Origin of the sequence: Leptolyngbya cf. ectocarpi LEGE 11479, assembly GCF_015207065.1 — a bacterium.
Lineage (GTDB): Bacteria > Cyanobacteriota > Cyanobacteriia > Phormidesmidales > Phormidesmidaceae > Leptothoe > Leptothoe ectocarpi.
The window spans coordinates 1-11893 of the sequence record NZ_JADEXP010000197.1 but is presented as its reverse complement, the minus strand read 5'-3'; the positions used below and the strand labels follow the sequence as shown (position 1 = coordinate 11893).

General features: G+C 48.2%; 12 protein-coding genes and 1 pseudogene. 7 read left to right on the top strand and 6 right to left on the bottom strand.

Annotated elements, in window-relative coordinates; genetic code table 11:
- From IQ260_RS19050 to IQ260_RS19040, 3 genes are all read left to right on the top strand, one after another.
- Positions 1–1826: alpha/beta fold hydrolase (locus IQ260_RS19050; protein WP_193994684.1), on the top strand; the 1826-nt coding region annotated here is incomplete at its 5' end.
- Positions 1827–1902: 76 nt separating this feature from the next.
- Complete coding sequence (locus tag IQ260_RS19045) at positions 1903–3087, top strand: glycosyltransferase family protein (RefSeq protein ID WP_193994683.1); 1185 nt, start codon at positions 1903–1905, stop codon at positions 3085–3087.
- Positions 3088–3100: 13 nt separating this feature from the next.
- Positions 3101–4111: a sulfotransferase gene (locus tag IQ260_RS19040; RefSeq protein ID WP_193994682.1), complete on the top strand. Its 1011-nt coding sequence runs from the start codon at positions 3101–3103 to the stop codon at positions 4109–4111.
- 111 nt (positions 4112–4222) lie between these two features.
- Here the strand turns inward: IQ260_RS19040 and IQ260_RS19035 are convergent, their stop codons facing one another.
- From IQ260_RS19035 to IQ260_RS19010, 5 genes are all read right to left on the bottom strand, one after another.
- Positions 4223–4777, bottom strand: a complete 555-nt coding sequence (locus IQ260_RS19035) for an NUDIX hydrolase (protein WP_193994681.1) — start codon at positions 4775–4777, stop codon at positions 4223–4225.
- A gap of 63 nt (positions 4778–4840) precedes the next feature.
- The gene (locus IQ260_RS19030) at positions 4841–5443 is read right to left on the bottom strand and encodes a 4Fe-4S single cluster domain-containing protein (RefSeq protein WP_193994680.1); all 603 of its coding nucleotides are present in this window, start codon (positions 5441–5443) and stop codon (positions 4841–4843) included.
- A gap of 41 nt (positions 5444–5484) precedes the next feature.
- Positions 5485–6339: an acyl-CoA desaturase gene (locus IQ260_RS19025; protein WP_193994679.1), complete on the bottom strand. Its 855-nt coding sequence runs from the start codon at positions 6337–6339 to the stop codon at positions 5485–5487.
- Positions 6340–6753: 414 nt separating this feature from the next.
- The gene (locus tag IQ260_RS19015) at positions 6754–7362 is read right to left on the bottom strand and encodes a Tll0287-like domain-containing protein (RefSeq protein WP_193994678.1); all 609 of its coding nucleotides are present in this window, start codon (positions 7360–7362) and stop codon (positions 6754–6756) included.
- 79 nt (positions 7363–7441) lie between these two features.
- The gene (locus IQ260_RS19010; protein ID WP_193994677.1) at positions 7442–8746 is read right to left on the bottom strand and encodes an NAD(P)/FAD-dependent oxidoreductase; all 1305 of its coding nucleotides are present in this window, start codon (positions 8744–8746) and stop codon (positions 7442–7444) included.
- A 343-nt stretch (positions 8747–9089) separates the two neighbouring features.
- Here IQ260_RS19010 and petC point away from each other — a divergent pair, with 343 nt between their 5' ends.
- Positions 9090–9623 carry a cytochrome b6-f complex iron-sulfur subunit gene (gene petC / locus IQ260_RS19005; protein ID WP_193994676.1) on the top strand — a complete coding sequence of 178 codons (534 nt, stop codon included), beginning with the start codon at positions 9090–9092 and terminating at the stop codon, positions 9621–9623.
- Positions 9624–9738: 115 nt separating this feature from the next.
- Here petC and IQ260_RS31905 read toward each other — a convergent pair whose 3' ends face one another.
- Positions 9739–10035, bottom strand: coding sequence for a Crp/Fnr family transcriptional regulator (locus tag IQ260_RS31905; protein WP_193994675.1), 297 nt, complete (start codon positions 10033–10035; stop codon positions 9739–9741).
- A 446-nt stretch (positions 10036–10481) separates the two neighbouring features.
- Between IQ260_RS31905 and IQ260_RS18995 the strand changes: the two are divergent.
- From IQ260_RS18995 to IQ260_RS18985, 3 genes and pseudogenes are all read left to right on the top strand, one after another.
- Positions 10482–10840, top strand: a pseudogene (locus tag IQ260_RS18995) (Photosystem Q(B) protein 1); the annotation flags it as partial.
- 66 nt (positions 10841–10906) lie between these two features.
- Positions 10907–11293, top strand: a complete 387-nt coding sequence (locus IQ260_RS18990) for a rhodanese-like domain-containing protein (protein WP_193994674.1) — start codon at positions 10907–10909, stop codon at positions 11291–11293.
- A gap of 48 nt (positions 11294–11341) precedes the next feature.
- Complete coding sequence (locus tag IQ260_RS18985) at positions 11342–11821, top strand: arsenic resistance protein (RefSeq protein ID WP_322744997.1); 480 nt, start codon at positions 11342–11344, stop codon at positions 11819–11821.
- Positions 11822–11893 lie beyond the last annotated feature (72 nt).

Below are 11893 nucleotides of genomic sequence, written 5' to 3'. Positions count from 1 at the left end.
GTCCTACGATTAGTTTTTCTGCTGAGGTAACTGAGCGAGTGCAGGGGATGTTGAGATCGCACCGTCTCACCCTCAACACACTCATGCAAGGAATTTGGGCACTGCTTCTCCACGGCTACAGCCAAAATCCAGACATCGTCTTTGGCACAACCGTTTCTGGACGCCAGGGGGATTTAGTAGGCGTTGAAGCCATTGTTGGCATGCTGATCAATGTGTTGCCGGTGCGTGTGAAGGTGGCCACAGAGCGCACAGTGCTGGACTGGCTGCAGGATCTGCAAACCCGGCAGGCAACGGCGAGCCGCTATGGCTATGCATCCACCGATCAAATTCAGGGTTGGAGTGGAGTGCCGGGGCGTTTGTTTGAGAGTCTGTTGGTGATTGAAAACTATCCCATTCAGACGGCGACACAGGCGGAGCGGAGTTTGCAGGTGGAGAACATGCGCTCAGGGCTGGTGAGCACCTATGGACTGACGGTGGTTGTCAAACCGGGGGATGAGCTGACGGTGATGCTGCTGGCGCAGTCTTTGAATGATGATGTGCTTGCGACTCTGTTAAGTCAGTTTCAAACGGTGTTGATGGCTATTGTAGAAAATCCGGAATGGCCTATCAGCAAGATTTTGCCACCCCAGGAGCTGACCGTTTCGCAACACCCTACAGAGTCCGCCGACAGTACTTCAGCCAATCTCAGTCGAGATCAGCTGGAGGGCCGCTTCTTTGCGCCAAGTAATCCGTTGGAGCTAAAGCTAACTCAGATTTGGGAATCGGTGTTGGGCGTGAGACCCCTCAGTGTAGAGGATAACTTTTTTGAGGTGGGTGGGAATTCGCTCTTAGCGGTGCAGCTATTTAACCAGATGCAGCAGCAGTTGGACTGTGCATTACCGCTGGCGACCTTATTTCAAGCCCCCAACGTGCGTCAGTTTGCAGCGCTTCTAAGTCAGGATCAGCCGGTTTCTCAATGGTCCAGCCTGGTGCCGATTCAGACCAGTGGTACGAAACTACCGTTATTCTTTCATGGGGGTTCGGCGGATGCGCTCACCTGGGCAAGATTCTCCCATCTGCTCGGAACCGATCGACCGTTTTATGCCCTGCAGCGGCCTGATTTGGATGGTAGCGAGGTAACCCACACAACAGTGGAAGAGTTGGCGACGGACTGCATTAAAGAGATGCGGATGGTGCAGCCGAAGGGACCGTATTTAGTCGGTGGGCATTGCTTAGGTGGGGCGGTGGCGTTTGAGATCGCTCAACAGCTGCAGGCGGATGGTGAAGATATCGAGAGTGTTGTTCTGATTGATTCTTACCGGCCAGGAGAACTGCCTGAGACGTTATTAGTAAAACTACAAAGTAACCTGCAGCTGGGTATGTTCTGGCTGCAGAAGAACTATTACTATCACGGAGGATGGGAGAACCTGTCGCAGATACCGAAAAAGGTTTGGCAAAAGATTATGCCTACAGGAGGTCTTGGGTTGAGGAATAATCATGATTCCTCTCATGATGATGAGTCTAGGAAGGCAGCTGGCACTGTCACCACCTCGCCGTCAGAAACCTCTAAAGTGCCCTATGAATATCGCTATGCTCGGGCACAAAAGGCAAATGAGATCGCTGCAGATCTTTATGTGGCTCACCCCTATGAGGGACGGGTGAAATTGTTCTGTGCGGAGATTCAGATTTTGGACTGGTACTTTGGTCGTGAACTAGGTTGGCAGACGGTGGCAAAAGAGGGAGTGGAGTTAACAAAAATTCCTGGATTTTTTGGGAACTTGTTTAACCAGCGTTCGACACCGTTATTGGTGAAGCAGGTAAAGCAGTATCTTGCGAAGCTGGAGTGAGGGGTATGGAGCGTATCTTTCTTGACGCTACCAATTTACTTTACGTTCATGTCTAACGTCACGCATCTGCATCTTTATGTCCGCTCAACCGACTCGAATTTTACAAATAGTACCCCGCCTGTTTCCTGACGTGGATGGTGTCGGTGACTATGCTTTGCAGCTGGCCCATCAGCTGTATGACCACCACCAGATTCTGTCTGATTTCTTGGCATTTCGACCGAATCCTCGGCTACGGCCCCAAGTGGATCAGTTTCCAGTACATCGGTTGCATACCCATACGGCGGCAGAATTAATAGACCAGGTGCCGGAAAACATATCAACTATTTTTCTTCAATATAGTAATTACCCGTACTTACAGGGAAAACTAGATGCACCGATGTGGTTGGTCGATGCGCTCAATGTGCTCAAACAGCGGGGATTACGGATTGTAGTGATGTTTCATGAACTGCCAACGCTGCGTTATAAACGCGTTCGCTGTCCTAACTTTGTACAGCGGCGGGTGTCTCGTGGGTTAGCGCAGGTGGCCGATGCAGTGGTAACTAATAACATGGCATTTCAGCAAACATTATCTCGGTGGACTAAGTCTCCTGTACATTGTGTGCCAAATTTTTCGACGATTGGTGAAGTCGCTGAAGTGAAGCCGCTGTCGGCGCGGCAGCGGTCGTTGATTGTGTTTGGTAGTAGCGATCGCACCCGCGTTTACCGTAACAACACTGAGACAATCAATCACATTTGTAACATGCTAGCGATCGACACACTTTATGATGTGGGGCGTCCGGTTGACTGGGAGCACCAAGGACTGAACGTGAACGTGGTACGCACAGGATTTTTATCAGCGCCTGAGATCAGTGAGTTACTGGCTGAGTCCTTCGCTGGGATGTTTGACTATCGGCGGTTTCCTCGGAATCTAGCAAAATCTACAGTGTATGCGGCCTATTGCTCCCATGGACTGCTGCCGATATGCAACGGCCATGGATTAATGCCCCAGGATGGTATCGTGGCCAACCACCATTATTTAAAAACATCAACACTGCAAAACTTCGTGCAGCCGACATCGCTACAGGAGATCGCAACCAATGCCCATGACCACTATCGGATGCGGACATTGGTGCAGTGTGCAGAGCGATTTGCTGAGTTAATCCATCCGGTTGCATCAGCCCAGGTAATGGATATGGATACTAACGGATACGACAACACCTACACAGAATTTGGTCCCCTTAACCCTGGAATAAGCCCTCATCCCCCGACTCCTTTCCCCTAACTTTTATTGAGCTATGCATACACAAGCGGTCGATAACTATATTGATATGGGGCAAGTCTCTCCCTGCCCAAAACTTTTTGTAGTAGGCTGTCCCCGATCAGGGACATCGTGGGTGACGTCATTGATTGGCGAGCATCATGATGTGGTGATGGTACCCAGGGAAACCCATGCGTATCGCCTGGTGTATGAGCCGTTTGTGGAGCTACCAAAGTGGAACTGGCAGCGACGGCTGCGGTCGTGGAAAGGAATTTTACGACGTTATGGATTAAAGCCCCTGTTGTTTGGCTTTCAGTCTGGGGATATTTGGCCAGGAATTTTACGAGAGCATCAGATTCTCAATCGGCCTGATAGCCATGGATTGCATGGTCTGGTGAGCTATGAAGACCTCAAGATGTTGATCCAGGCAATCCGTGCAGAAGTTCCGGAAACTAATCGAGGGCTGGTCCAGGCGGAAGAACTGATCGCTGCCATGTTTGCTCGTTTTTTTGAGCAGCATGGTCAGCCGGGTCAAACAATTTTAGAAAAGACACCGATGCATATTCGCTATGCCGAGCAGATTTTATGGCGATTTCCCGAGGCTCGGATTATTGAGGTGGTACGGGATGGTCGGGATGTTTGTGTGTCTTATAATGCTTTAGCCAAACAGCAGCCCTGGGCACGAATCGGGACGGCGGGTGCTATGCGGCAGTGGAAACAGTGTGTGGAATGGGGTGAGATTATTCGCGAGCGACCTGGGCTAGCGCCTCGGGTTCATACATTGCGCTATGAGGCACTTAAGGCCGATCCGGAGAGAAGCCTGCAACAGCTTTTTGAGTTTGCAAATCTCAGATGGACTGAAGAACAGATTGAGGCTATTGTGGCAGCGCGAGATATTCGTCGGGTACAGCAGAAGGGTGAGGGACAGTACGTGCGTTCAGGCTCAGTGGGTGATTGGAAAGAGCAGCTGTCTGCTGCTGAGATTGCCATGTGTGATGAGATCGCTGGAGAGCAGCTAATCAGGCTTGGTTATATGGCTGGTAGATAAACTGTATACGTTTTTACGGAAGCTGTGAGGGATTAGAATAGCTGACATTTAGCAACTATATGACCATATAGTTGCTAAATGTCAGCCATAATATTCTTTTCATACCAATGTTTAAGCCGAATGTTTCCAACCGTTAGTCATCCACCATTCCATTAGTAGACTCCTACATTGCAAACACGTTAACCTATCTAGTAAGGACTGTATGCCTGACTCAGTGAGTAGATAAGTTGCCCCCAATTTCTCGGGTACCCAGGGAGCGTCAGGCTTAATCTCGGCTGTAAAACCATAAAGACACTGATTGGAAAAGGAACTGTTAATTGCCCAGCCAGTTTGATTGATTGGGTTCAAGGAACATAGCGCAGAGTGAAAAATCCCAAGTTCCCGTTGGAGAATTGTTGTTGCAGCCTGATGGAGGCTCTGACCGTCAGGACATCGCCCTCCGGGAAAGTCCCAGGTGGATTGGTCCACGCCAGGGCGATAGACCGGTGGCGGCAGTAGCAGTTGTTGCCGGTGAATAGGTAACACAATCACAGAATCTGCTTTTTCAACACGCCAATAGTTCAATAGCTTGCCTTGGGGTGTTTTAAGCTTTTCGCTAATCACGGTTAACCAACCTGTTTGCAGGAACAGAATCGTTTCCTTGAATTGCCAGGTTTGCTGGTTCATTGACGGATTACAGATGCAGTATTTTTTGTTCTAGGTGGTGCCGTAACGGTGACCATGATTTCATTAATCCGAATACCCACGGTATCCCGTAATCAATCGGCTACCATCTTTGAATACGTGGACCTCTATCTGATCACTGGCCCATGTAATCTGGTTTGCTAAAGCAGGATTAAAGACACGTACTTGCTGATTGCGGGATGAAACAGGCGATGTAGGCTCATGAATAGCCAGGGACTCAACGTAGGGGCCATCGATTAGAATATCAAGCTGTTCCAACAGTGCTTGAGATCCTTCCGGGGCATTTTCTTTTTGTAAATCTGTCAAGGTAAACCCACTAAACGACATTACATTTAACCCATGGGCTTTAACCCGTCGGGCTACTTCGGCCAATGCAACAGCCTGCCAAAAAGGTTCGCCTCCCGAGAAGGTAACTCCTTCATTTTTAGGCTCATTGAGAATATGTTTGACTAGCTCATCAATGGTAACAATCTGATTCGGTTCAAAGGACCAGGAGTCCGGATTAAAACAACCCGGACATTCTCGTAAACAACCCTGTACCCATACCACTGCCCGATGTCCGGGACCATTCACTTCGGAACGGTTGACGTACCCCATAATGTTGAGGCAATTCGGAGTAAGATTGGTTTGTCTTTCGGTCAGTGGCATGGTGACTCTCCTTGTAAACTTGTAAAGAGTAATCAAAGAATTCACTTAAGTAGTGGGCTCACATGGGCAGGTATCTTGACAACTTTTTTGGCAAGTCCGAGCATTTTCAACAGCCAAATAGCCCACCAGGTGACATCAATTTCCCACCACTGCCATCCGGCCCGAGCAACGTTGGGATAGGCATGATGGTTGTTGTGCCAGCCTTCTCCATAAGTTAAAATAGCGGCCCACCAGAGATTTCGAGAGTTGTCCTGGGTGGAAAAAGTGCGATAGCCCCACATGTGAGTTACCGAGTTTATAAACCAGGTACTATGCCATAGTAGCACCGCTCTCAGGAAGACACCGTAAATCACAAAAGACCAACCGCCTAAGCTATACAGCAATAGTCCCAAGGGAATTTGTAACAGTAGAAAGTAGCGATTTAGCCATTGATAAACAGGATCTCTCGCTAACTCTGGTGCATAACGACTGTATTGGTCCGGGTCAAAAAACTTGGCATCGGGGTACAACATCCAGAGCATATGGCTCCACCAAAAACCTCGCTTAGCAGAATAGGGATCGTCTGCTTCATCTTCCGTGTGGGCATGGTGTAAACGATGTCCGGCAACCCAGAAAATAGGTCCTCCCTGCAAGGCTAATGTCCCAATCACAGCGATCACATATTCCAACCATTTTGGCACTTGAAAACTGCGATGACTGAGCAGTCGATGGTACCCAAGACAAATGCCGATACTGCCAAGGAGCCAATGGAGCAATAGGGTCATGCCTAGAGCCTGCCACGAAAAGTACCAGGGCGCTAATAAGGCGAGAATATGAACAAGTGTAAAAAAGATAACAGTTATCCAACTCAAGGATACCCTGGTTTCTGGATTTTTTTGGACTGAATTTGCTGTCATATAGATACCTCACACGCATTTTTTATAAAGGAGGGGAATTCAATACTCCCCATCATGAACAAAATCAAATCTCAACGAAAAAACAACCTGAACTTACGCTGCAACAGCTGGTGCCGTCAGAGCGACAGGCTGTGGTTCTCCAGCGGCTAAATCTAGGGGAAAGTTGTGAGCATTAGAGCAGCGAGCCGCTAATAGGCTCTCGAAAGTCTATGTTGTTTGTAGCGAGAAGAACTTGACTGATAAGTTTCTACTCAATTATTATATAGCTATATAGAGAAATAAACATCAAACTTTTCCTCCTTTCATGACAACAACTGGCCAGTCAGCGTAGCTGAAAGAAGTCAGCCAAAGAATCAGCTGGCGCACACGCTGCCACATTATAAAAATCTCCTAATGATGCCTATCTTACTAGTTTTATTCACTCAGGGCAGCTTGAACCGATTGCTGCACTGAATCGGGAATAAATACCGCATACATACCCCGTAAATCACCTACCTTGAAGTCATATGCCAAATCTTGGGGATAGTTATCCTTTACAAACTGCGGCCGATTGTCTTTGAACCCATGGCAGACTAAACAACTCGCTTCCACATTGATGCGACGATAATAGCGAGTACCTGTCTGGTCATTCAAGGTTTCTTTCTCCCAGAACCCCATTAACTCTGGGGATTGCTCAAATGTAGACAGGGCAGTAGTGGCTGCAAGATTATCGGGTTTATGGGCTGGATTACGATACCTTTTAGCGATTTGCTTCACCTGCCAACCGTTCTCTTGACTGAGCTGCATGGCTTTCATGCCGACGGGTTTACACACTTGCTTCATGGTCTCAGCCGTCGGTGGTTCTGTAGCATCTTCCAGGTAAGCCGCTAGACCGCTACGCATGGCATCTAAATTTTCAATCTCCTGAACAGCTTTGGCAAGCTGGGCTGGTTCCGGCTGAGCCTGAGCAATCGCTGGGTAGCCGAGAATAACAAGTCCGATTAGCGAGAACCCCAGTATGGTATTGGATAGAATTCTGAACATAGATATCGTCTCCTGCGGATTAGGTTGAATCTCCATAGGCTGAGTATCAACAAAGACCAAATCTCACTCAATGGAATGCTTAAGGCCTAACTGCCGTTTGTTCATAGTTAATGGTGGTTGGCTTCAGCATCTGTAGACCAAAGAGAATACGTAATCCCAGGTTCTCAAACCAGGGCATGCCAACTCCTGTGCGCATTTTGGCCATGAAATATTCCTCAAAGGCTGCTTTTACCCACACGACCCATGGGCCACGAACAGCATAGGATCGCTTCCGCTTGCCAGTTTCTGGATCAGGCAGAACGGGGGCGGCAATATAAGCAATACCGGTATTGCCGAATTCCGCAAAACACAATGCCTCTAATGTTGGCACTCTGAGAGAATTTTGAAGCGCTCCCAGCTCAACAGCAATGTTGTGGGCAACTGCGGTGGCCATGGCTTCTGCCATTTGGCCACTTTTGGGCAACCCGATGGGAACACGGGTTTGGTCGGGCTGCACTAGTTTAACACTGACACCTGCGGCATAAATGTTGGAAAAGTCTGGATGACGCTGGGTGGGTAAAACAGGGATAAACCCCTTAGTATCTCCTAAGCCAGGTACCGCTTGCACAAATTTGGCTCCGCGAAAGGCCGGTAAAATCATCGAGTATTTGAAGGGTAACTGTTGTCCGTTGTCCAGAGTAACTGTCTGTTCATCCACAGCGGTAATAGCCATATTCTCAATGATCGTAATATCTCGTTCGTGCATTAGGTTGGCAGTCAGTTCCCTCGCATTTTTTATATTAGAGACGCCTAAATGCCCTGCATAGGGCTCTGGGGTGACATAGGTGATGGGCACTTGATCACGTAATCCTCGACGACGCAATTCGTGATCGGCCATCAGGGCAAATTCATAGGCGGGACCAAAACAGCCCGCCCCTGGCGCGGCACCTATAACTATCGGACCTGGATTGTTGAGAAAATCAAGCCAGGCTTGATGGGCCGCAATGGCATGGTCAGGGGTACATACCGACTGGGTGTAGCCACCGTGGGGACCTAAGCCGGGGATTTGAGCAAAGGCTAGAGAGGCTCCGGTTGCGATCGCAACATAATCATACTCAATTGTTCTCTCCCCCTCGACTGTAATAGAGCGAGTCTGAGGATCAAGGGCTGTCACCCTGCCAGGCACCCAGTCTAGATGATGACGCTGCGCCAGCCGCGATAGATCCAACTGCACATGCTCCAATAGTTTCAGCCCCAAAGCCACTTGGATCAGCCCCGGAATAAAGGTAAATTTGGTTTCGCTGGATATGAGCGTTACCGTATGCTTGCTTGGCAGCAAGTGACGTAGTTCATAGGCTGCAGGCAACCCCGCCAGACCGGCCCCAATTACAACAACGTTGGCCATAGCGCGCTTTCATCCTCCATCTTCTTTATTCAGGCTTTTCCTCTAGTTGTTCATTAGTCCTGTGGCGGCAATAAAGCTCTCTAAACTTCTGAACGCCAGCCAATAGGATGATAAGTCAGAAATTTGAGGAAGTTATAAGGCACTTCCTTTGAAAACAACTAGACAACCTTTTGTCAACTATACTACCAAATAGTTATATAATGTTGTTTATAGAATAAAATCTATGCATCCTTCCTGAAGATTGTTTTCTTGTTGGGCAACTAAAAACAAAAGACTGTTGAAGTATCATATTGCTATCTGGTCATATATCGAATGATGAGATGAACTGAATTTGAATTAAATCATGGAAAACGCAATTCCTTATGAGGGACCATCCTTATCACGACGGCAGCTACTCAACTTCTTAACAGGAGCAGTGGTTGCAGCAACCGCAGGTGCAGCCCTCTACCCTGTCGGTAAGTTTTTCATTCCACCTCGAGAGGTATCTGAGGGAGGCGGGATTCTCGCAAAAGATAAACTGGGCACCCCGATTCCAGCCAGTCAAATCCTTGCTAATCCGCCTGGAACTCGCGCCTTGATTGCAGGACTGGCGAGCGAACCGACTTATTTGATAGTCCAAGACGACGGCTCCCTGGGCACCAGAGGTATTGTCGATAACTGTACTCACCTGGGTTGCACCTTCCCCTGGAATCCGGTAGATCAGCAGTTTCAATGTCCCTGCCATGGATCTCTTTACGATCCAGAGGGCAACGTTGTGCGTGGGCCTGCGCCCCTGCCCCTCAAGATAGTTCATGTGGTGGTTAAGGATGAGGCCATTTGGATCTATCCCTGGAACGAGACTGACCCACGTACTAATGAACAACCCTGGTGGGTGTGATCAACTGAGAGATTTTTGCTAAGCTGATTCGGCCCAATTTGTGGGGGCTGAACTCGGTGGCCTGGGTTTCTGTGATTAATCATAGCGATATACGGGTTACCACTCAATGCAGGTTTTACTTGCATTTATTTGGAGTATAGTCTCCTGCCAAGGCCTGCAGCCGTTGAAAATCAAGAATCCTAATTTTAGGGCCATCTACGGTCAACAGACCGTCATGGCCCATTTTTTGTAATGCTCTAGAAAGAGTTTCAGGAATCGTACCCATAAAAGCAGCCAATTGGCCTTTCGTGATTGTCAACTCCACACCCCTGCGATTAGCTGACTGATGACTGAGCAGCAAAATATAAGTCGCTAGTCTGCCGGATACATCTTTAAGAGATAGATCTTCGATTAATTGGGAGAACCTGCGCAAGTGACGCGAGAAACAAGCAAGTTGAAACTATCCCTGATGTTTATTGGATTACTGTAGAGCTTGCCTTAACCGATCAGGCTCAGCCAATAGTTGGCTAATAGCAGTGTTAATGGAATCTTGGCGTCTCATCGCTGGGGTTCCATTGACTCAAATCACTGCAGGGTATCAGAAAACAGACTGATATCAAGCATCAATCGATTTATTGACTGAATAGCCATTTAGTTATATAGTGTTATAAGCGGTTCAACTTCACCCTATTGTCCGCTTGAGACTTCTTAGCCGTTATCGATGCATCTAAGACTAGGTAGTTGAGTCAATAAGACTGAGGTTACTTGACTTGAGATTAGCTTACACGTTGGATCCTCCGTGTTCGCCATAGGCCCTCGCCAAAGTAATCAGTCAGGGAGCCCCTTCAAACTCTCTTAACCATCTTGGAGGTTTAAATGATGAGTACATTAATAGGATATAAGCAACCACCTGCCCTTGATCGTCGTAGCCCCTGGGAACAATTTTCTGAGTGGGTCACGAGCCGCAGAACCGTCTTTACATTGGCTGGTTTGGTGTGTTGATGATTCCCACCCTGATGGTTGCAACCCTGGTGTTTGCGATCTCGCTTATTTCAGCTCCACCTGTCGACTTAGAGGGAATTCGTGAACCCGTCTTGGGCTCAATTCTGAGTGGTAACAATCCGATTACTGCTGCAGTTGTGCCAACTACAGCCGCTATTGGGCTTCACTTTTATCCCCTATGGCAAGCCAGTTCGGTGGCTGAGTGGCTCTATAACGGTGGCCCTTACCAGTTGTTAGCTGCGGTTGTTGTTTGAGCCTGATTGTAAATAGCCGCACACGCAGAAACATTATCCAAAAACACTATGATCTCTACATCCCCATCCAAGCCCACTATCATTGACGTAGTCCCAGAAGATTTTGTTCAATCCACCGAAGCTTTGCAACTCATTGATGTCAGGAGTCGGTTTGAATACAACCTTTTCCATGCCCCTGACACGATTAACCTAAGCCTGCCGCGTATTTTAATGGCTCAGATGCCACTACTACGCAACCTGGCACTGCCGCAGTGGTTTTGGGAACTTCCCAAAGATGAACCCATCGCGGTTATTTGTCTAACGGCTCACCGTAGCCCAATGGCCGCTCAGATATTGGTCAAACTAGGCTTTAGCCAGGTGTTTAACATCACGGGCGGCATGATGGCCTGGCAAAAAGCAGGTTTACCCACCCACCGAGATCGCTGGAAAGAGTAATTCATAGATACACGCGAAAAAACTTAACGAAAAAGGAGAATAGTTGTCGTGTGGAAGGTATTGGGGTTCATCCAGAAGAATTTAGTCTGGTCTGTTCCTGTATTTATGGTCGCCGGTCTGATTTTTGGAGCTATCGCTAATCCAGCCCCCCTTAAAGCCTTGATTATTCCTCTAACCTTTCTCATGGTGTACCCCATGATGATTAATTTGCAACTTCAGAAGGTGCTATCGGGAGGAGACTATAAGGTCCAGTTACTCACCCAGCTGATTAATTTTGCGGTGATTCCGTTCTTTGCCTTTGGCATGGGACAGCTATTTTTTGCAGACCAGCCCCTGGTTGCCCTGGGTCTCTTGTTGGCTTCCCTATTACCCACCAGCGGCATGACTATTTCCTGGACAGGCTTTGCCAAGGGCAATATTAGTGCAGCCATTAAGATGACGGTAATTGGGTTGATTTTAGGCTCAATTGCCACACCGCTTGCACAAATTTGGCTCCGCGAAAGGCCGGTAAAATCATCGAGTATTTGAAGGGTAACTGTTGTCCGTTGTCCAGAGTAACTGTCTGTTCATCCACAGCGGTAATAGCCATATTCTCAATGA